Raw genomic sequence first — 19207 nt, forward strand, 5'->3', positions numbered from 1 at the left:
ATGGCCCCCGAAAACCCCGCAAACACAAGGAAAACAAGGACCACCACCCCACCCAACACCCACACAAGACCAAAACCAGCCACTATGCAGTGAGTCACACACCAAAAGCGGTCGGAAACGGCGGCCCAGCCGTGCCGCCGTCGGGCGTTAAATGCCCTACTCCGTCTCCACCAGAACCCGCACGTCCCACGCGCCCAGTTCAAGCTCGTCGCCGTATCCGAACGACTCCCCCGAGACCACGTCCCGGACTGCGCCAGGCAACTTGAAGCTGCTCGGCGTCCAGGACCAGTTGTGGACGAACCGCAGCTGCTCGCCGGAACGGGAGGTTGCACCCGTTACGGTCTGCGAGTCGGCGTTCGGACGCCAGTCACTCCCCTGCCGGGCAGCCCATGCCGCAATGTCGCGGGCAAGCGCCTCGTTGGGGACGGTCCCCACATAGGTGATCCGCCCTGAACCATGCTCGGAAGTGGTCACGGCCGGCCACCGGCCGAAGTGGACGTGGTCGTAGGACGCCAGCACCTCGGCGCCCTGGACCTGCACCCCATCGATCCACCGTGCGCCGGCGGCCCCCGGGCTGAGCGTAAAGCCTGACTCGGATGAGGAAGGGGCAACCACATCCACCGGCCCGGCCAGCGTGCTGAACTCGTCGTAGAAGAGTCCCGCGGCTTCAGCAAGGTGCGCGGGCTTGCGCTCCAGCCGCGCCCGGGCTTCCTGGTCCTGGTACCCGGTCCGGATCCCCAGGATCAAGTGGCCACCGGCGGCAGCGTAAGAACGCAGCCACAGCAGTTCTGCATCGGAAGCGATGGCCAGCCCGGCAGCGACCAGCACCGGCTGGGCCGCCGCGTACTCCGCCGGGTCCAGGTCCGTCATCTGCCCCGCGTGCAGTAGCCGCGACTGCAGCCCCGCCTCAAACGCGCCGCGGTAAAACGCATCGAAGATGGCCTGGTATGAACGAGGATCGGGCTGGCAGTCGGGCCCGGGCAGCGGCAGCTGCGGGTTCTCCTGCAGCGCCCAATTGGTGTCGTTCGAGTACACCAGGACAATGTCAGCGTCCGGAGTCAGGCCGGTGACCAGGTCTCCCGCCGCTGCAAAGTCCGCACCCAGCTCCTTGATTTGCTGGTACACCCGGCCCGGTTCAAGGCTGTGCGGCAGCACGCCGCCCCAGAACGTTTCGGCCCCGAAGTGCAGCGTGTGCCAGTGCCAGTACTCGATCATCGAGGCCCCGCGGGACACCAAAGCCCACGCGGCCTGCCGCCACTGCCCGTCGAAGGCGGGCTCGTTCTGGTGCGCGTGCCCGATCGCCTGCGCGTTGGTCTCGGTGACCAGGAACGGCGCCTGCTTGGAGGAGAACATCCGGTCCGCCGTCGCATACAAGGACCAGGTGCCCTCGGTGGTCCACGATTGCCGAGTAGGCGCGACAGCCGGCAATGCCAAGTGGTCCTGCATCCGGTAGTACGGGTTCCCGGCGGTCACGTCCAGCCGGGACGTCAAGGCATCATCCTGGGCTGTGGGCCGTTCGTAGGAGATGCAGGTGGTGACGAACTGGTCCTCCCGGGCGTACTCGCGCACCACCTCGGCCTGCCAGTGGATGTAGGAGGTGGTCAGCTCCGCCTGGAACCGGCGCCACGCGAGTGCGTACTGCGGCTGCGCGTTGGAATCCGGGGTCCACAGATCGGCCCAATCCGAGAGCCGGTGCGACCAGTACGTCAGGCCCCATTCCCGGTTGAGCTCCTCTACGGTGCCGTACTGCTTGCGCAGGTGCCCGATGAACTTCTGAAAAACCCCGGGGTTGTGGAAGATCTCGTTGCCGGGCTCGTTGTCCACCTGGAAACCGATCACTGCCGGGTGGTCCACGTACCGGGCGATGATCTTTCGGATGATCCGCTCCGCGTGGAACAGGAACGCCGGGTGGGTGTAGTCGATTTCCTGCCGGGCGCCCCAGCCCATGGGCTGCCCGGTGGACCGGTGCACGTTGATTTCCGGGTACAGCCGCGCCAGCCACGGCGGGGCCGCGTAGGTAGGGGTGCCCAGGATGACCTGGATGCCGCGGGCGTGCGCCGCATCCAGCACCGGCTGGAGCCAGTCGAGGTCAAACACCCCGTTGTCCGGCTCCCACGTGGACCAGACGGATTCGCCCACCCGGATGACGGTGAAGTGCGCCTCCTTCATCAGGTCCATGTCGGCGTCGAGCCTTTCGGTGGGCTGGTACTCGTGATAGTACGCAGCGCCGAAGAGGATGCTGTCGGTGGGGATGGGCATGGTGGTGCCTTTCGGGCTCGCGGGATGGCAGAGGGAGCGGAGTTGGCTAGCCGGCGTTGCGTGGTGGAGCGGTGGACTCACGGATCACCAGGTGGACCGGGAGCGTGAACTGCCTGGGTGCCTCGTCCCGGCCGTTAATGGACTCGATGAGGCGGAGGACTCCTTGGTGCGCCGTGTCCTGGAAGTCCGCCCTGATGGTGGTCAGGGGTATGTGGAGGAACGCGGATTCGTCAGCATCGTCGAATCCCACCACGCTGACGTCGCCCGGGATGCTCCGGCCGGACCGCTCCAGGGCGTGGATGGCGCCGATGGCCATCTGGTCGTTGGCAACGAAGACGGCGGTGGGGCTGCCGGCGTCGAGCATTTTTTGCATCTGCGCATACCCCGAGGCCGCCGTCCAGTCGCCGAAAACGGGTTCGGGGACGGATGCGCCGGCCGCTTCCAGCGTTTCGCGCCAGCCGCGGGTGCGCTGGCGGGCCGCGGCCCACGCCGGGTCACCGCCCAGGTGCCACACCGTGCGGTGCCCCAGGGACAAAAGATGGTTGACGGCCTGCCGCGCCCCGTCCACTTCATCGGTCCCGACAACTATTTCCCCGGCGCTGTGCCGCGCGTCAGGGTAGTCGATACTCAGCAGGGGAACGCCGGCGGGGCCTTGGATTCCCGGATTATCCGGTCCCACGGGTTGGGAAAGGATCATCCCGTCGATGCCCTGGCTGATGAGCTGGGCGATGGCGTGCTGGATTTCGTAGCCTTCGTCCGGTTGCGTCCGGACTAGCGCCAGCGAGTAGCCCTGCTGGCGGACGGCCTTTTCGACGCCGTCCAGGATGGCGGACGGGCCGGAGAAGGAGGTGCTGGCGGCAATCATGCCGATCCGCTTGGTCCGCTTGGATGCCAGCGCCCGGGCAGCACCGTTGGGCTGGTAACCCAGCTCTTCGATGGCCCGCTGCACGGTTTCGCGGACGGCGCCACTGACATGCTGCTCCGCGTTGACCACCCTGGAAACGGTCTTCAGTGACACGCCGGCATGGCGGGCCACGTCAGTCATGGAGACGGCGGCCGGGCGGGCTGCGCGGCTAACAGACTCCATGGTGCTCCTTTGGATTGACAGCGCTGTCAGTGATGGCGCTTCCCAACGGTAACGCTCCCCTGACAGCGCTGTCAACCATCTGATGCCCGTGGTTTCGACGCGCACATTCCGTACCGACTCGCACCTTCCATCGCGCCACCCATATACCTGGCGCGGCAGGGAATGAGCGGGTCGAAAATGAACTTGCGTGTCGAGTTCGTCGGCTCAGCGCCGGAGGAGGATGTTGTCCTGGACCGCCTCATAGCCCTGCGCCATAAGATCCCCGGCGTCGGCATCGTCGGCCACCACAGCCGCGTCGCTGCCGTAGCCCAGCAGGTTCGCCGTCAAAACGGGCCCGCCGTCGGATTTGCAGGCCGATCCCCAGCGGTCTTCATCCCCGTCGGCCACCTGGATCAGGCAGAACCCGGCGTCCCGGGCTGGGCGGGCAAGGTAAAACCGGAAGCCCCCGTCCTCGGCAGCCAGCCGCACACTGTCAGCAGCCATGTCGAAAAGGTCGACGAACGCCGGGACGGCATCGTCATTCGTGGCTGGCCGGTCAAGAATCGCCAGCGCAGGTTGCTGAGGCACAGTGGTGCAGGAAGCCAGCGTGAGTGCGGCAAGGCCTGCCACCACTGTCCTCCACACGGCATTTCGTACCGGCATAAGTCCCCCACATCAAAAGATTTCAATCGTCCAACGTAGCTGACAGGCCGCTTCCCAAGCCAGCGCTTAACGGCCGACGGCGGCACCACCCGGATGCCGCCGTCGTCCGCGAAAAATTCCGGGCCGAAGTCCTACTTCAGTTTGGGGATCAGGACCGGGGTGTTTTTCTTGTAGTCCTCGTAGTCGGCCTGGCCGCCCCACTTTTTGTCGGCCTTCGCTTCCAGGAGCGGGACGCCGCTGCCCTTGGTAAGCAGCAGGGCCACAAACACCGGGGAGATCAACGCGGCCCACTGCCAGCCCTGGAGCACCGGCAGGGTGATGATAGCAACGCCCACCCAGAGCGTGATTTCGCCAAAGTAGTTGGGGTGGCGGGACTTGGACCACAGGCCCGTGGAGATGTACCGGCCCTCGTTGGCGGGGTCAGCCTTGAAGGCGGATTTCTGGATGTCGGCGGCGATTTCGATGGCGATGCCCACGGCCCACACAAGGACGCCCACCACAGTGAACCAGTCCAGGCCCACTTTTTTGTCCGAGGTGATGGCCACCCAGGCGAGCGCGGCGGTGAGCACTACCCACAGGCCCTGGACGGTCCAGGTGTTCAGGAAGCGGGGGAAGTCGGGCTTGATCTCGTCGAACCGGTCGTCCTTGCCATGCTTCATTACCCTCAGGAACAGGAAGCTGCCCAGCCGGATGGCCCAGAACACCACCATGGCAGCGAGGATCAGGCCGCGGGCATCCACTCCCGGTGAGGCCAGCACCAGGAAGATGGTGATGGCGATGTAGGTCAGGGCGCCGGTGAAGTCGTAGAACTTTTCCGTCTGCGCGGCGAAGGACGGGATGAAGACCAGCCACTGGATCACAAACGCGGCAGCCACCCCGATCGCGAAGACGGAGACACCGCCGATGGTGGATCCTCCCTGGCTGCCGGCCAGCGCGATCAGGGCACCCACCACCACCACGATGGGGATGCTGATGAGGGCATTTCGGCTCTTGGTGGTCATGGGTGTTCCTTTCATACGGCCCGGCGTGCGCTGCAGCACGGCGGTTCCCCCTTGGCAAGCATCCTGACAATCAACAGTCTTTGATGTTCAAACCAATTTGATTACTATAGAGACATGCTATCTCACGAAGGGCCGCCGGACACTCCCCCACTTCATCCGTCGGCCTTTATGCTCCAGGCGCTGCTCACCATGGCGAATGAGACGGAGCGCGAGGTGGCCCGGCACCTGGGGCTGAACCTGACCGATTACCGTGCGCTCGGAGCCGTGTCCCAGGCCGGGCCCATGACAGTGGGCGCATTGGCCGCCCAGCTCGGCGCCACTGCAGCCACCACCACCGCGATCGTCAGCCGGCTGGAGCTGCACGGTTTTGTAGAGCGGCTCCGCAGCTCAGAGGACCGGCGCCAGGTCCACGTCACCTGCACCCCGGCAGCCGCAGCGGCCATCAGCGCACTGATGCGCCCGCTGGTCACTGCCACCAGCGACCACCTGGCCTCGCTCCCCCAGGACCAGCAGGCAGAGATCGGCACCTTCCTCAACACCGTCCTGCAGCTGATGCAGCACCACCTGCTCACCCTTTCCGAGAAAGACACCCCGTGAGAGAGTTCACCTCCCCGCCCCTGGTCCACACCGCCGGCCACCGCAATGCCACCGATCTCCTGCTGGAACGGCTCGGCACCAGCCCCGGCCACGTGGCCTTCGAGGTCCGGACGTCCGGCGCCGCCATCACCGACCCCTGGCGGCAGGTGACCACGCAGCAGTTTGCCAACGAGGTCCGCGCCCTGGCCAAGGGCTTCATCGCCGCGGGCGTGCAGCCCGGCGATTCACTGGCCATCATGTCGCCCACCCGGTACGAGTGGGCCCTGGCGGACATGGCGGCCTGGTTTGCCGGCGCCGTGGTGGTCCCGGTCTACGAAACCTCCGCGCTCCCCCAGGTGATCGCCATCCTGGCTGACGCCGAGGTGCGGCTGGCCGTGGCCGGCACGGAAACGCACGCGGACCTGCTGTCCCGCGGTTTCGACGAGGCAGGGCTGGACCACCTGGGCATCTGGACCATGGACTCCCGCCCGGGCGCGGACCTGGCGGACCTCGTGGAGCGGGGTGCCGGCGTCGTGGATGCCGAGGTGGAGGAACGCCGGCTGCTGGCCGGCCCCGATTCGGTGGCCACCATCGTGTACACGTCCGGCACCACCGCTGCCCCGAAGGGCGCCCTGATCACCCACGGCAACTTTGTGGGCCAAGTCCTGAACGTGGCGGCCGCGTACTCGGCGGTGGTCCGCGAGGGCGGCAACACCATCATCTTCCTGCCCATGGCCCACGTGCTGGCCCGCGGCCTGCAGCTGATCTGCCTGGCCAACGGCATGCGGATCGCGCACCTGGCCGATCCCCGCGAGGTGGTGCCCGCCCTCGGCGCCCTGCGGCCCACGTTCCTGGTGGTGGTCCCCCGCGTGCTGCAGAAAATCCAGGCCTCGGCGGCCGGAGCCGCGGCGAAAAAGCGGCTGGGACGGGTCTGGGCAGCGGCGCAGCGCACCGCCGTCGAGTGGGGCCGTTTTGCGGAAGCGCACGACGCCGACCCAGCAGTCAGTGCCCCGCTGGGCCTGCGTGCCCGGCACGCCGTGTTCGACAGGCTTTTCTACGCCCGCCTCCGCGCGCTGGTGGGCGGCCGGCTGGACTACCTGCTCTCCGGGGCCGCGGCCCTGGACGCCGAGCTATCCCTGTTTTTCCGCGGCCTGGGCCTTCCCGTGATCGAAGGCTATGGCCTGACCGAAACCACCGCGCCGCTGACCGGAAACCTGCCCGGGGCCATCAAGGCCGGGACCGTGGGGGTGCCCATGCCGGGAACCACCGTCCGGCTCACGGAGGAGGGCGAGGTGCTGGCCCGCGGCGTGGGTGTTTTCGCCGGATACCGGCGTGCTGCGGACAACGCCGCCGCCTTCACGGACGGTTTTTTCCACACCGGCGACCTGGGCGAACTCGACGCGCAGGGCAGGCTCACCATCAAGGGCCGGCTCAAGGATGTCATTGTCACTGCCGGCGGCAAAACCGTCTCGCCCTCCATCTGGGAAGGCTACGTGGAGGGCGATCCGCTGGTGGCGCACGCCGTGATGGTGGGCGAAGGCAAACCGTACCTGGGCGGGCTGGTGCTGCTGGACCCAGAGTCCGTTACCGCCTGGGCCGAACGCGAAGGCTTCGCCGAACTCGCCGCCCTGAAGATCCCGGTGGACGGCGGGGCCATCCAGATCGAGGACGCCCGGCTCCTCACCGCTATTGGCCAGGCCGTCAGCTCCGCGAACGCCAAAATTGCCCGCTCGGAGCAGGTCCGCCGTTTTGTGCTGCTCCTGGCCGACCTCAGCGAGGCCAACGGCAACGTCACCCCCACCATGAAACTCAAACGCAGCGCCTTCACCGACAGGGCCCGCCACCTCGTGGAAGGCCTCTACACCGACCCCAGGAGCCAGGCATGAAACCGCACCTCAAACGATGGCTGCAAAGCTACGCCGTCGCAGCCGTGATCTTCGCCGCCCTGGACGTGGTCTGGATCCTCGGCGTGGCCAACCCGCAGTACAAGGCCCAAATCGGCGACCTGATCGCCGCGGACACGAACTACGTAGCTGCCGTTGCTTTTTACCTCATCTACGTGGCCGGCATGGTGCATTACGGCATCCGGCCGAACGACCGACGCGCCACCCTGCGCCAGCGCATCACCGGCGCCGCGCTCTTCGGATTCTTCACGTACGCCACCTGGGCGCTGACCGGGCTGGCCGTGCTGCAGGGATTCCCCACCCTCGTGGCGCTGACGGACATCGCCTGGGGCACCGTGGCCTGCGCCGTGGTCACCTGGCTGACGGTCCTGGTGCTGGGCAAGGTCCTCCGGAAGGAGCCCGCGACACGCTGACCGGCTACGGTTCCGGCGGCCGGGCTTAGCGCCCGCTGCCGGGTTGTTAGCGGTCGGATTTTTACCGGTCGACGGCGGGCCGCGGTCGGGTTGTCAGCGGCCGACGGCGGGGCGCGTCATCCGCAGTTCCGGCACCTTTTCCCACTCGGGCGGCAGCAGCCCCGTCTTCCCGTCCGGCCGGAAGCCGTGCTTGGCATAAAAGGCGAACGCCCGCGGGTTCTCCGCCAGCACCCACAGATAAGCGGCTGAACCGCCGATCGCCGCTTCCAGCAGGGCCGCACCAAGCCCTGTCCCGTGGGTGTGGTCCAGGGTGTAGATCGAGTACAGCTCCAGGTCCTCTGGACCATCGTCGTCACGCGGCGGGCCGGCGTCGGCCAGGCCCACCAGCCTGTTGTCCGCGTCCAGGGCGATAATGCGCGGCTCGTCCACGGCCAGATAGGGCCGCCGCCGCTCCACCCGCTCGGGGATGCTGGCCCGGCGGCTCCGAAAGAAGTCCGCGGACATCAGATGTGCGTAGGCCTGTTCGTGGGCCAGTGTGTGCAGGTGCACCACGGCCTCGGCATCGTCGGGGGTGGCCTGTCGGAGCTGGTAGTCCATGGCTGCCAGCCTAGCCACCGGCAGCCGGGAAGTCTCAGCCGGCCATGTTGACGTCCAGTCCCAGCCCCTGGCTGACCGCCGCATCGTAGAGCAGGCGCCCGATGGCGACGTCCTGCATTCCTACCCCCACCGAATCAAACAGTGTGATGGCTGCATCGTGTGTCCGGCCGGGGACCTGCCCTGCTACTACCTGCCCCAGCTCACCGCGGATGTCCATCAGGGTCACCGAGCCTTCCTCGATGGCCATGAGCAGGTCGCCGGACTTTTCCCGGGCCGTCGCGATGCTGTCCACAAAGAGCTCCGACCGGGCGATTCCGGCGGCATCGATTTCCCGGTGGGTGGGGCGAGGGCGCGCCCCCACGGCATTGACGTGCAAACCGGGCAGGAACCATTCGCCGCGGACCAACGGCTCCACAGACGGCGTCAGCGTGCAGAGGACGTCGGCGGCTTCCACGGTGTCGCGGATGGTGCCGGCAGCCACCACCTTGACCGGCAGGTGACTCATGCGCGCCTTGAATGCTTCAACGGTGGCGGCGCTCCGGGACCACACCACCACGGTGTCAATGGGCAGGACACAGAGCATCGCCTCCACGTGGGCCACGGCGAGCGCACCGGCACCGATAAGTCCCAGCGTGGAGCTGTTGGGCCGGGCCAGGTGTTTGCTGGCCACCGCGCTGGCGGCAGCGGTCCGCACCCTGGTGGGCACCCGGCCATCCAGCAGGGCCAGCGTCTCACCGGTTTGCTGGTCCGCCAGCAGGATACTGGAGCGCTGGCTGGGCAGCCCCGCGTCACGGTTGGCCGGAAGGTCGGAGAGGAGCTTCACCCCTGCCAGGCCCTGGGTGTCCGCCAGGCCGGACATCAGGATGTACCGCCCGTCCGAAGAGGGCAGTTGCATGGACGTGGGGGCGGGCTGGCAGGCCGTGCCGGTGGCGATGTCGGCGAAGGCCTGCTCCACGGCGGCAATGGTGGCCGGCATGTGCGCCAGGGTTTCGAGAACGGAAGCGGTGAGCACAAGCGTCATGGGTACCTCGAGGGGATTCGGCGGCGCGCTGGGCGTCGGAGCTGGAAGTGGGTGGAGCGAAGCAAACGGGTGAAGTGACACGAAGGAAGCCGGTGCGGGAACAGAACGGGTGGCACTCCTGCGGACGGGTGCAAAAACAGGGCTGGTGGAATCAGTCCTGGCTGCGGGGCCGGCGGCCTTTGCGGGCCGGGGCCTCGGCGGGCAGGCGCCCGGCCAGGTAGGGAAGGGAGGCGTGCCGGCCGCGTTCCACGTGGGCGCTGGCCAACGCCTCAGCGAGGGCAGGCTGGCCGTCGGCGATGGCGTGGACCAGTTCCGCGTGTTCCTCCCACATGCCCGGCGTATCCCGTTCCGGGGTGAGCCGGAACAGCCAGCGCACCCGGCCGTTGAGCAGGTTGGACAGCCGGCGGAGCAGGTCGTGGCTGGCCAGGTGGACAATTTCCTCGTGCAGGTCCGAGTTGCGGCCGGACGCCTGGTGCCCGGACTCGCCGGTGCGGGCATATTCCAGCGCGGCCAGCAGGTTGGCCGGGTCTGCCCCGGCCGCCACGCGGCGGGCAGCGGACGCGGCAGCGAACGGTTCCAGCTGGAGCCGGAGGTCAAACACCTCCACAGCGTCCCGCAGCGTAAACGTGTGCACCACACTGCCGCGGCGGGCTTCGGAGTGGATGAACCCCTCCGCCTCCAGCAAGGGCAACGCCTCACGCAGGGGGATGCGGGAGACCTGGAGCCGGGCGGAGAGCTCGCGTTCGTTGAGTTTGCTGCCACCGGGGATCCGGCCCGAAATGATGTCCTCCCGGAGCGCGGCAGCCACCCGCTCCGACAGGCCCGGACCGAGGTCCGCGGCTTCTGCTTGTTCCATGTCTGCACTCCTGTACGCCGGGGTCAAAACCCGCTTTGGTATGCCAATCGTGCACTTTCATCCCCAATAAAGCGAATATGGCGTTATTTGGTATTCAAAAGTTTCCGGCATGTTTAACCTCCATGACGATCCGGTCAACTCGGCGGAATGCCCAAAAACGGCCCTTACGCTGTGATCGGAGTCCCTGCCCCGGGGGTTCCCACCACCGACTTTTGAGAGGGGGCACCATGCCCCGCTACCTGCTCCACCGGATAGCCCAGGCGGCATTTACGCTTTTCTGCGTCCTCACCTTCGCGTTTGTCCTGGGCCGTGCCACGGGCAAACCGGCAGGCCTGCTGCTGCCGGACAACGCCACCGCCGCCGAGGTGGACGCGCTCAACGGGGCCCTCGGCTTCAACGAACCCCTGCACGTGCAGTTCGGCACCTTCCTGGCCAACGTCCTGGCCGGCGACTTCGGCCAGTCCTACCGGCAGCGTGAGCCGGCCCTGGAGCTGGTCATCGAACGGCTTCCGGCCACCTTTGAACTGGCCTTCTGGTCCTTCCTGCTGGGTCTGGTCCTGGCGTTGGCGGCTGCCCTGGCCATCCAGCTCACCGGCAGCCGGACGCTGCGCTCGCTGTTTATCTGGGGCGGATCGCTTCGCCAGTCCGTCCCGGATTTCTTTTTTGCGCTGCTGGCCGTGCTGGTGTTTTCCGTGGCGCTGGGCCTGCTCCCGTCCCTGGGCCGGATGAGCCCGGCCAGCCTGGTGCTTCCGGTCCTCACCATCGCCACCGGCCAGTTTGTGCTCTACGTCCGGTTGATGGATGCGGCACTCAGTGACCAGGCCAGCCAGGACTACGTCCGGACCGCCTTCGCCAAGGGCCAAAGCCGGGCCCGGGTGCTGGTGTCCCACATGCTGCCCAACGCCCTGCTCCCGGTCCTCACCATGGCGGGGCTGAACCTGGGTTCCTTGCTGGGCGGCACCGTGGTTGTGGAAGCCGTCTTCGCCTGGCCCGGCCTGGGCCAGGTCCTCACCGATGCCGTCAGCCAGCGCGACTTCCCCATTGTCCAGGCCGGCCTGCTGGTGGTGGCCCTGATCTTCGTCACCGTGAACCTGGCCGTGGACCTCCTGTCCGCCAAGGTCGATCCGAGAGTGAGCCTGGCATGACCCAACAACTCCTTCCCGCCGGAACCCAGGTTCCCGCCGCTCTGCCCACGGACCCGGGCATCCAGGGAACTCCCGCAACCCCCACGCCCGCCAAGCGCAAGGGCCGCGGCACCTCCCCGGCCTTCGTCATCGGGTCCGCCATGCTGGGCCTGGTTCTGCTGCTGGCCGCGGTGGTTCCGCTGCTCCCGGGCTTCGACCCCTTCGGCCAGGACCTCTCGGCAGCGATGCGCGCACCCTTCACGGACCCGGATCATCTCCTGGGGACCGACTCGCTGGGCCGGGACCTGCTCAGCCGGCTGTCCCTGGCCAGTGCGGTGACGCTGGGAATCGCGTTCGCCGTCGTAATCCTCAATGCCCTGATCGGCACCACCCTGGGCATGGCGGCCGGCTACTTCGGCGGCCGCCTCGACTCCGCGGTGACCACGCTGGCGGACGTCAACCTGGCCATGCCCGTGGTGCTGCTGCTGATCGCCGTGGCCGCCGTCACCGGCCCCAGCGCCACCGTGACCATCGTGACGCTGGGCCTGACCTACTGGGTGGGCTACGCACGGGTGAGCCGGAACCTGGCCCGGTCGCTGCGGCACCGTGACTTTGTCCTGGCGCCGCTGACGCAGGGTGGCGGGCACGGCTGGGTGATCCGCCGGCACATCCTGCCCAACGTCTTCTCCCAGACCCTGATCATCGGCGCAACGGACATCGCCACGATTGTGCTGATCGAGTCCTCACTGGAATACCTGGGCCTGGGGGTGCAGCCGCCGGTCCCCAGCTGGGGCTCCATGATCTTCGAAGGCCAGAAATACCTGGGCAGCAACCCCTGGTTGGCCATCCTGCCCGGCCTGGCCATGTTCCTCACCGTGGCCGGCGCCCAGTTTGTCAGCCAGCGCTTCACCGCCGAGGGCACCACCGGCGCCCTCCTCCGGAAGGGACGGACAGCATGAGCCCCGCAGCAGAATCCCGCATCCCGCTCCTGCAGGTGCAGGACCTCGCCATTGAGGCAACGGGCGACGCCGGCCCGGTCCGGTTGGTGGACGGCGTCTCCTTCGAGGTACACCAGGATGAGGTGTTCGCCCTGGTGGGCGAGTCCGGTTCCGGCAAGAGCCTGACCGTCCTGGCCATCATGGACCTCCTGCCGCCGGGCGTTCGCGTCTCAGCCGGCAGGATCCTGTTCCGGGGCCGGGACCTGACCAAACTTCCCGAACGGGACCTGCGCCGGATCCGGGGCAAGGACCTGGCAATGGTCTTCCAGGATCCGATGTCCGCCCTGAACCCGTTGCAGCGTGTGGGCCGGCAACTGGCGGAGGCCGTGAAACTGCACGCCACCGGGCTGAACCGGAAGCAGACCGCAGAAAAGGTCCACAGCCTGCTCGCCGCCGTCGGGGTCCCCGACCCGGCCGGCCGTGCGGCCGCCTACCCGCACCAGTGGTCCGGCGGGATGCGCCAGCGGGCCATGATCGCCATGGCCATGGCACACGACCCCGCCCTGCTGATCGCCGACGAGCCCACCACGGCCCTGGACGTCACCGTCCAGGCGCAGGTGATGGACGTCCTGGCTGCAGCCCGCAGCCGGGCCGGCTCGGCGATGATCCTCATCACCCATGACCTGGGCCTGGTGGCAGAGGCAGCCGACCGGGTGGCCGTGATGTACAGCGGCAAGGTAGTGGAAACGGCCGGCGTCCGGGACCTCTTCCACCGCCCGGCACACCCCTACACCGTGGGCCTGCTGGCCAGTGTCCTGGGCGAGGGCACTGCCGGCGGCCGGGCGTTCACCATTCCGGGTTCGCCCCCGGCAGCCGCCGACAGGCCAGCAGGCTGCGCCTTCGCACCGCGCTGCCACGCCAGCCTGGACCAGGGGACCTGCACCACCACCGCGCCCCTCCTGGAACTGCTGCCCACTCCCCCTGCCGGGGCCCACGGTCCCGGCCATCCCGCCGGGCCCCGCGCGGCGGCCTGCCATTTCGCCGGGGACAATGCCGGACAGCTTCTCCTGAAAGGACAGCAGGCATGAGGACAGATACTCCCGCAGCGCCGTTTTTGGACGTGCTGACCGTCCAGGACCTGGCCGTTGAATTCCCGGTCCGCGGACCGCTGTTTTCCCGCACCACCCTCAAAGCCGTCAACGGGGTGTCCCTGCACGTGGCGCCCGGCGAGACGCTGGGGCTGGTGGGCGAGTCGGGCTGCGGCAAGTCCACCCTGGTCCGTGCCATCCTGGGCCTGAACAAACCCAGCTCCGGCGCGGTGGCCGTGGGCGGCCGCAACCTGGCCGGGCTGCTTAATGGCCGCCGCCGGCAGGAACGGGCGCGGATGCAGATGGTGTTCCAGGACCCGTACTCGTCCCTCGATCCGCGCCTGACGGTGCACGAGATCATTGCGGAACCGCTCCGGATCAACGGCCAGTACACGGCAGCAGCAGTGACCGCCCTGCTGGAACAGGTGGGGCTCACCGCAGCCATGGGCCAGCGGAAACCCGGCGAGTTCTCCGGCGGGCAGCGGCAGCGGGTGGGGATTGCCCGGGCCCTGGCGCTCAAACCGGAGCTGCTCATCCTGGACGAACCCGTCTCCGCGCTGGACGTCTCCGTGCAGGCCCAGGTCATCAACCTCCTGCAGGACCTGCAGGCCGAACTGGGCCTGGCCTACCTGTTTATTGCCCACGACCTTTCGGTGGTCCGGCAGATCAGCCACCGCGTGGCCGTGATGTACATGGGCAGGATCGTGGAAACGGGCCCGGCCGCGGACGTTTTCACCAACCCGCAGCACCCCTATACCAAGGCCTTGATGTCCGCGGCCCCGGTGGCCGATCCGGACAAGGCTGCCAGCCGGCAGCGGGTCGTCCTGACCGGCGACCTGCCGGACGCCGCAAACCTGCCCTCCGGCTGCGCCTTCCGTACCCGCTGTCCGCAGGCAGAAGCGTCCTGCGCCGCCGTCGTGCCTTCCCTCCTGCCGCCGGGTCCCACTCAGGTGGATTTCCCGGTGGTCTCCGCCCACCAGTCGGCGTGCCTGCTGGTCCATCCCTGACCGTTCCCGTTCCCAATTTTCCGCCGGCCGTGCGCGGCCATCCATCCTTCGAGGAGAACGCATGTCTGCTTCCGCACCCCGCTCCCCCTTCCGCTCCGTGCTGCCGGTCCTCTCCGTGGGCCTCGCCGCCGCGCTGGCACTGTCCAGCTGCGCCGGCGGGTTCGAATCCAGCTCCGACGCGTCATCGTCCACAACCGGCGGGACCGGCGGCAGGATCGTTGCCGCCCTTCCCACCGACCCCACGTCCATGGACCCGGTCAAAACCGGCAGCCTGGTGGTGCTGTCCGTTTTCTTCAACACCTTTGACCAGCTCACCAAGATCACCGCGGACGGATCCCTGGAACCGAAGCTCGCCACCGAATGGACGCCCAGCGCGGACATGACCAGCTGGGACTTCACCCTCCGCGAAGGCGTCACCTTCACCAACGGCGAACCGCTGACGGCGGATGACGTGGTGTTTTCCTTCAGCAGCATCCTGGCGGACCCCACGTCGGAGAACTTCGGCTACCTCAGCTCCCTGAAGTCCGTGGCGAAGGTTGACGACACCAAGGTCCGGTTCGAGATGAAGGCGCCGTTCTCCGCCTTCCCGCGCAATACCTCATTGATCTCCATCGTCCCGGACCAGGCCTACGCGGCCATGGGGCCTGCCGCTTTTGCGGCAGCACCAGTGGGGTCCGGGCCGTTCAAGTTCGAGAAAATCCAGCGCGGGGTCTCATATGACCTGGTGCGGAACGACTCCTATTGGGGCGAACCGGCCAAACTGGACGCCATCAGCCTGGTACCGGTGGCCTCCGATGAATCCCGGGTCAACGGTGTGCTCTCCGGGTCCCTGGACGTGGCCCAGATCAGCCCGGCGCAGGCAGAGTCGGTGAAGGGGTCCGGCGGCGTCAACGTCCAGTCGGAGCTCTCCAACGGCGTGGTGTTCCTGGGCGTCAACTCCACGGCCGGTGTCCTCACGGATGAGAAGGTGCGGCGCGCCATCGGCCTGGCCATCGACAAGGAGGCGATCGTCAAAACCGTCCTTTCCGGCCTCGGCGAGCCCGCCACCCAGATGCTGGCACCCAGTGTTGAGGGGTTTGCGGACGGCCTCTCCGACGGCGGCTACAACCCAGACCAGGCCAAAAAGCTTTTGGCGGAGGCCGGCTACAACGGTGAGTCCATCGATTTCGAGTACGCGCTGGACGGCCGGATCCCCTTGAGCGGGGAGGTGGCGCAGGCCATCCAGGGGTACCTCAGCGCGGCCGGGGTGAACGTCAATCTGGTGGGCGCCGACCAGGCCAGCCATACTTTGAAGGTCCGCAACCGCCAGCTGAAAGGCATCTACTTGAATACCTGGGCACCATCAACCCTGGACGGGGACCTGCCCCTGACCGACTTCTACGAGCAGGCCGGCAACAACAACTACGCCCAGGATCCCAAAACGGCGGGGCTCGCGGTCACCCAGCGGGGTGTGGACGGCGCGGCCCGGCTTGATGTATTCAAGGAGCTGCTCACCTACAGCAATGACAAGGCCTACTTCATCCCGCTTTACGTCCCGGCCAACAACTTCGCCGTGGACAAGTCGCTGGCCTGGACCCAGCGGGCCGACGGCCTGTACGACTTCTCCGCCACCGGGCTGACCAAATGAGCGTGGTGCTGCGCGACGTCCGGCCCTGGGGCGCCCAAGCAACGGATGTGATGCTCGACGGCGGCGCTATCGCCGGCATGGGTGCAGCGCTCCCGGCCCCGCCCGGCGCCACCGAGGTTGCTGGACGCGGCCGGATCCTGCTGCCGTCATTCTCGGATGTGCACGTCCACCTGGACTCCACCCGGCTGGGCCTGCCGTTCCGGCCGCACACCGGTTCGCCGGGCGTGTGGAACATGATGCTCAACGACCGGCAGAACTGGCGCAACGCCGAAGCCACCATCGCTGAACGGGCCACCCTGACACTCGGAGCCATGATTGAGCGCGGCACCACCCGGGTCCGCAGCTACGCCCAGGTGGATGTGGACGCCGGGCTGGAGCGCCTGGAAGCCGTCCTGGCCGCGAAACAGGAGCACCGGGACCGGGCCGACGTCGACATCATCGCCTTTCCGCAGGCCGGGTTGCTCCGCGAAACGGGCAGCCCGGAAATCCTCGAGGAGGCCCTGAAGCTGGGTGCCGACGTGGTGGGCGGCATCGACCCGTGCGCTTTGGACCGGGACCCGGTGCGGCACCTGGACATCGTCTTCGGCCTGGCCGAAAAGTACGGTGTTCCCATCGACATCCACCTGCACGAACCGGGCCAGCTGGGCCTCTTCAGCGCCGAGCTGATCCTGGAACGCACCAAGGCGCTGGGTATGCAGGGCCTGGTCACCATCTCCCACGGCTACGGCCTGGCCGAGCTGCCCGCCGGCCAGCTGCAGGACCTGGTGGACCGGATGGGGGCGCTGGACGTTTCCATGGCCACCGTCGCACCGGCCGGCGCGCCCCTGCCACTGCAACAGCTGGTTGCCGCGGGCGTCCGGGTGGGCCTGGGCCAGGACGGGCAGCGGGACTACTGGTCCCCGTATGGCAATGCGGACATGCTGGACCGGACCTGGCAGCTGGCCTTCACGTCCAGGTTCCGGGCGGACCAGCTGATCGAGCACTGCGTCGCCGTGGCCACCATCGGCGGGGCGGCAGTGCTGGACCCGCGGGCCCCGCGCCTGGGATCGGTGGCGGACCGGCCCGGACTGGCTGTTGGGGACCCCGCCCACCTGGTCCTGGTGTCCGGCGATTCCGTCACGGCCGCGGTCATGGACCGGCTGCCGGACCGGACGGTCATCCACCGCGGCACGGTAGTGGCGGACAACCTGGCGCTGGTGTAATCACGCAGTGCGGCCGACGGCGGCGGGCGCGTCCCGCCGTCGTCATCCCTTTCCGGCGCCCGGCGCTACTCCTGCTGGTGTTTTGTTGCGGCGTGCGCGGCGTCCCACCAGTCCAGCACCCGCAGGGCGTGGAACGTGAGCCATTTGGACGGCTGGCCGGCGTCAACGTCCACTTCGAACCAGACCCGGCCAGGGTGGCGCCGTTCCTGCAGCCAGGTGCCGTCCGGTTGGCGGGCTGACCTGATGACCGCTATGGCGTCGGCCAGCCGCGAATCCGGCGCAACGCCGTCGTGCAGGGCGGCCGCGCGGAAATAGTCCGCGGCGTTCAGCGCGCTGTAGAACCAGCGGAACGGATAGACGAACCGCGGTGCCCACGGCGCCACCACCTCGCCCGTCGATTCCCGGTACAGCAGCTTGCGGGTCAGGAGATACTCCTCGCCCCGGCTCCGGAGCGTCTGCAGCCCGTCCTGTCCGGTGGCAGCCTGGTGGTAAAGCAGCCCCTTGAGGACGTTGAGGGTGGAGTGGAACGAGGACCGGGTGGAGCCGGCCACCCACTCGCAGTTCCAGCCGCCGTCGGCAAGTTGATGCTCCCGGAACCACTCGGCGATCCCGGCGACGTCGGCACCCAGCCACACACCGTTGGCCAGCGTGAACGCGTTGATGCAGCAGTCCACCTCGCCATCCCAGTAGGGCAGGTCGTCATACTCCCAGCGGCTGTTTGCCGCCAGCAGCTCTGCCGTCCCGGCAAGCGGGGCAGGGTCGAGGCCCCAATCGCGGAGCATGTTCAGCGCCCAGGTGGTGGCGGTATACGGCTGGCCCGCATCGTTGGCGGCTTCCGGCCCTTCGAAATCGAAGTCTTTCGGAAAGTACGCGCCGCCGGCCCACTGCCCGTCAGGGTCCTGCAGGGCCAGGAGCTGCGCGCCGAAACCTTCGGTGGCAATCCGGGCCCGGGTGGCTTCCCAAACACCCGACGGGGCGCCGGTGATGTCACGTTCCACCTGCCATCGAAGCGCAGGGTCGGAGTCGAGAAGCCAGCTGTGCAGGGGCAGGTCCAGGGCCATAGCCGGGAGACTACCACGGCGCTCCCCGCCCCGGCGAGGGGTGCCGGGGCGGGTGCGCTACGCCTCGAAGGCGCTCCGGAAGACCGCAAGGGCAGCATCCCCGGCGTCGAGGCCCTGACCTCCCGACGCGTAGGCTTCCATGCCGATCACTCCGCTGTAACCAGCTTCCGCGAGGGCCTTCGCCACACCCTGGTAGTTGATCTCGCCGGTTCCGGGCTCGCACCGGCCGGGAACATCGGCCACCTGGATCTCGCCGATCCACGGCATCGCGGCCCGGACCAGCTCGATCAGGTTCCCCTCTCCGATCTGCGCGTGATAGAGGTCCAGCATCAGCTTCACGTTCGGGTGGTCCACCGCGGAGACCAGGGCCAGGGTGTCCTTGGCCCGGGCCAGCGGGATGCCGGCGTGGTCCAGGATGGTGTTGAGATTTTCCAGCGCAAACGTCACGCCGTGTTTCTCCCCCAGCACCGCCAGCCGCTCCAGGGTCCGGAGCCCGGTCAGCCACATTTCGCCGGTGGAGCGCTGCAGCGGACGGACGGCACGGCCGCCTTCTCCCAGCTCCGCCGGGTGCACCACCATCCGTTCGATTCCCAGTTCATGGGCGGTGGGGATCAGGGCTTCGGCCGAGGACAGGATGCTGTCGGCACCATCGGGGTCGATCAGGCTGCCACCGAAGTACCCGCTCATGGAGGAAAACCGTGCGCCGGTGGCGGCCAGGGCTTTGATGTCCTGGCCCCGCGTATCCCACACCTCCACCTCGAAACCCTGTTCGTGGATCCGGCGGGCCCGCTCGATGAGCGGGAG

General features: G+C 67.9%; 18 protein-coding genes. 9 read left to right on the forward strand and 9 right to left on the reverse strand.

The window, feature by feature from the left end:
* Positions 1–156: 156 nt before the first annotated feature.
* The 4 genes from ACU18_RS17485 to ACU18_RS17500 all read right to left on the reverse strand — a co-directional run bounded on the left by ACU18_RS17485 (position 157) and on the right by ACU18_RS17500 (position 4989).
* Complete coding sequence (locus tag ACU18_RS17485) at positions 157–2259, reverse strand: beta-galactosidase (protein ID WP_050687710.1); 2103 nt, start codon at positions 2257–2259, stop codon at positions 157–159.
* 46 nt (positions 2260–2305) lie between these two features.
* On the reverse strand, positions 2306–3346 hold the full coding sequence (locus ACU18_RS17490; RefSeq protein ID WP_050687712.1) for a LacI family DNA-binding transcriptional regulator: 1041 nt from the start codon (positions 3344–3346) through the stop codon (positions 2306–2308).
* A 204-nt stretch (positions 3347–3550) separates the two neighbouring features.
* Positions 3551–3955 (reverse strand): hypothetical protein, encoded by a 405-nt coding sequence (locus tag ACU18_RS17495; RefSeq protein WP_157407810.1) that lies wholly within the window; start codon positions 3953–3955, stop codon positions 3551–3553.
* A gap of 164 nt (positions 3956–4119) precedes the next feature.
* Entirely contained in the window at positions 4120–4989 is an 870-nt protein-coding gene (locus tag ACU18_RS17500) for a DUF1295 domain-containing protein (protein WP_050687716.1), read from the reverse strand.
* Positions 4990–5103: 114 nt separating this feature from the next.
* On the opposite strand from ACU18_RS17500, the gene ACU18_RS17505 reads away from it, so the two are divergent.
* From ACU18_RS17505 to ACU18_RS17515, 3 genes are read left to right on the forward strand one after another with little or no spacing between them, the layout of a single operon-like run.
* On the forward strand, positions 5104–5586 hold the full coding sequence (locus ACU18_RS17505; protein ID WP_050687717.1) for a MarR family winged helix-turn-helix transcriptional regulator: 483 nt from the start codon (positions 5104–5106) through the stop codon (positions 5584–5586).
* Positions 5583–7451 (forward strand): AMP-dependent synthetase/ligase, encoded by a 1869-nt coding sequence (locus ACU18_RS17510; RefSeq protein ID WP_050687719.1) that lies wholly within the window; start codon positions 5583–5585, stop codon positions 7449–7451. Before ACU18_RS17505 ends, ACU18_RS17510 begins: the two co-directional genes overlap by 4 nt.
* Entirely contained in the window at positions 7448–7882 is a 435-nt protein-coding gene (locus ACU18_RS17515) for a DUF2177 family protein (RefSeq protein WP_050687721.1), read from the forward strand. The genes ACU18_RS17510 and ACU18_RS17515 overlap by 4 nt, the downstream gene beginning before the upstream one ends.
* A 93-nt stretch (positions 7883–7975) precedes the next feature.
* Here the strand turns inward: ACU18_RS17515 and ACU18_RS17520 are convergent, their stop codons facing one another.
* The 3 genes from ACU18_RS17520 to ACU18_RS17530 all read right to left on the reverse strand — a co-directional run bounded on the left by ACU18_RS17520 (position 7976) and on the right by ACU18_RS17530 (position 10356).
* Positions 7976–8479 carry a GNAT family N-acetyltransferase gene (locus tag ACU18_RS17520; protein ID WP_050687723.1) on the reverse strand — a complete coding sequence of 168 codons (504 nt, stop codon included), beginning with the start codon at positions 8477–8479 and terminating at the stop codon, positions 7976–7978.
* A 34-nt stretch (positions 8480–8513) separates the two neighbouring features.
* Positions 8514–9500 carry an ornithine cyclodeaminase family protein gene (locus ACU18_RS17525; RefSeq protein WP_050687725.1) on the reverse strand — a complete coding sequence of 329 codons (987 nt, stop codon included), beginning with the start codon at positions 9498–9500 and terminating at the stop codon, positions 8514–8516.
* 151 nt (positions 9501–9651) lie between these two features.
* The gene (locus tag ACU18_RS17530; protein ID WP_050687727.1) at positions 9652–10356 is read right to left on the reverse strand and encodes a GntR family transcriptional regulator; all 705 of its coding nucleotides are present in this window, start codon (positions 10354–10356) and stop codon (positions 9652–9654) included.
* Between the two features lie 227 nt (positions 10357–10583).
* Here ACU18_RS17530 and ACU18_RS17535 point away from each other — a divergent pair, with 227 nt between their 5' ends.
* The 6 genes from ACU18_RS17535 (at position 10584) to ACU18_RS17560 (ending at position 17342) form a co-directional block, all read left to right on the forward strand.
* Positions 10584–11501, forward strand: coding sequence for an ABC transporter permease (locus tag ACU18_RS17535; protein WP_050687729.1), 918 nt, complete (start codon positions 10584–10586; stop codon positions 11499–11501).
* The gene (locus ACU18_RS17540; protein ID WP_050687731.1) at positions 11498–12439 is read left to right on the forward strand and encodes an ABC transporter permease; all 942 of its coding nucleotides are present in this window, start codon (positions 11498–11500) and stop codon (positions 12437–12439) included. The genes ACU18_RS17535 and ACU18_RS17540 overlap by 4 nt, the downstream gene beginning before the upstream one ends.
* Positions 12436–13506, forward strand: coding sequence for an ABC transporter ATP-binding protein (locus tag ACU18_RS17545; protein ID WP_082178392.1), 1071 nt, complete (start codon positions 12436–12438; stop codon positions 13504–13506). Before ACU18_RS17540 ends, ACU18_RS17545 begins: the two co-directional genes overlap by 4 nt.
* The gene (locus ACU18_RS17550) at positions 13503–14513 is read left to right on the forward strand and encodes an ABC transporter ATP-binding protein (RefSeq protein WP_082178393.1); all 1011 of its coding nucleotides are present in this window, start codon (positions 13503–13505) and stop codon (positions 14511–14513) included. The genes ACU18_RS17545 and ACU18_RS17550 overlap by 4 nt, the downstream gene beginning before the upstream one ends.
* A 61-nt stretch (positions 14514–14574) precedes the next feature.
* Positions 14575–16140: an ABC transporter substrate-binding protein gene (locus ACU18_RS17555; RefSeq protein ID WP_050687733.1), complete on the forward strand. Its 1566-nt coding sequence runs from the start codon at positions 14575–14577 to the stop codon at positions 16138–16140.
* Positions 16137–17342: an amidohydrolase gene (locus ACU18_RS17560; RefSeq protein ID WP_050687735.1), complete on the forward strand. Its 1206-nt coding sequence runs from the start codon at positions 16137–16139 to the stop codon at positions 17340–17342. The genes ACU18_RS17555 and ACU18_RS17560 overlap by 4 nt, the downstream gene beginning before the upstream one ends.
* 65 nt (positions 17343–17407) lie before the next feature.
* On the opposite strand, the gene ACU18_RS17565 is transcribed toward ACU18_RS17560, so the two are convergent.
* Together ACU18_RS17565 and ACU18_RS17570 are read right to left on the reverse strand one after the other, a co-directional pair.
* On the reverse strand, positions 17408–18403 hold the full coding sequence (locus tag ACU18_RS17565) for a squalene cyclase (RefSeq protein ID WP_050687737.1): 996 nt from the start codon (positions 18401–18403) through the stop codon (positions 17408–17410).
* A 57-nt stretch (positions 18404–18460) separates the two neighbouring features.
* The coding region (locus ACU18_RS17570; RefSeq protein WP_082178394.1) for a TIM barrel protein at positions 18461–19207 on the reverse strand (747 nt) is incomplete at its 5' end.

Origin of the sequence: Arthrobacter sp. ZBG10 (assembly GCF_001238605.1) — a bacterium.
Taxonomy (GTDB): Bacteria; Actinomycetota; Actinomycetes; order Actinomycetales; family Micrococcaceae; genus Arthrobacter.

What these genes read in the sequence shown, in the direction of transcription:
- ACU18_RS17485 (WP_050687710.1), bottom strand. Translation starts at nt 2,259, where the DNA reads ATGCCCATCCCCACCGACAGCATCCTCTTCGGCGCTGCGTACTATCAC.
- ACU18_RS17490 (WP_050687712.1), bottom strand. Translation starts at nt 3,346, where the DNA reads ATGGAGTCTGTTAGCCGCGCAGCCCGCCCGGCCGCCGTCTCCATGACT.
- ACU18_RS17500 (WP_050687716.1), bottom strand. Translation starts at nt 4,989, where the DNA reads ATGACCACCAAGAGCCGAAATGCCCTCATCAGCATCCCCATCGTGGTG.
- ACU18_RS17505 (WP_050687717.1), top strand. Translation starts at nt 5,104, where the DNA reads ATGCTATCTCACGAAGGGCCGCCGGACACTCCCCCACTTCATCCGTCG.
- ACU18_RS17515 (WP_050687721.1), top strand. Translation starts at nt 7,448, where the DNA reads ATGAAACCGCACCTCAAACGATGGCTGCAAAGCTACGCCGTCGCAGCC.
- ACU18_RS17520 (WP_050687723.1), bottom strand. Translation starts at nt 8,479, where the DNA reads ATGGACTACCAGCTCCGACAGGCCACCCCCGACGATGCCGAGGCCGTG.
- ACU18_RS17525 (WP_050687725.1), bottom strand. Translation starts at nt 9,500, where the DNA reads ATGACGCTTGTGCTCACCGCTTCCGTTCTCGAAACCCTGGCGCACATG.
- ACU18_RS17530 (WP_050687727.1), bottom strand. Translation starts at nt 10,356, where the DNA reads ATGGAACAAGCAGAAGCCGCGGACCTCGGTCCGGGCCTGTCGGAGCGG.
- ACU18_RS17535 (WP_050687729.1), top strand. Translation starts at nt 10,584, where the DNA reads ATGCCCCGCTACCTGCTCCACCGGATAGCCCAGGCGGCATTTACGCTT.
- ACU18_RS17540 (WP_050687731.1), top strand. Translation starts at nt 11,498, where the DNA reads ATGACCCAACAACTCCTTCCCGCCGGAACCCAGGTTCCCGCCGCTCTG.
- ACU18_RS17545 (WP_082178392.1), top strand. Translation starts at nt 12,436, where the DNA reads ATGAGCCCCGCAGCAGAATCCCGCATCCCGCTCCTGCAGGTGCAGGAC.
- ACU18_RS17550 (WP_082178393.1), top strand. Translation starts at nt 13,503, where the DNA reads ATGAGGACAGATACTCCCGCAGCGCCGTTTTTGGACGTGCTGACCGTC.
- ACU18_RS17555 (WP_050687733.1), top strand. Translation starts at nt 14,575, where the DNA reads ATGTCTGCTTCCGCACCCCGCTCCCCCTTCCGCTCCGTGCTGCCGGTC.
- ACU18_RS17560 (WP_050687735.1), top strand. Translation starts at nt 16,137, where the DNA reads ATGAGCGTGGTGCTGCGCGACGTCCGGCCCTGGGGCGCCCAAGCAACG.
- ACU18_RS17565 (WP_050687737.1), bottom strand. Translation starts at nt 18,403, where the DNA reads ATGGCCCTGGACCTGCCCCTGCACAGCTGGCTTCTCGACTCCGACCCT.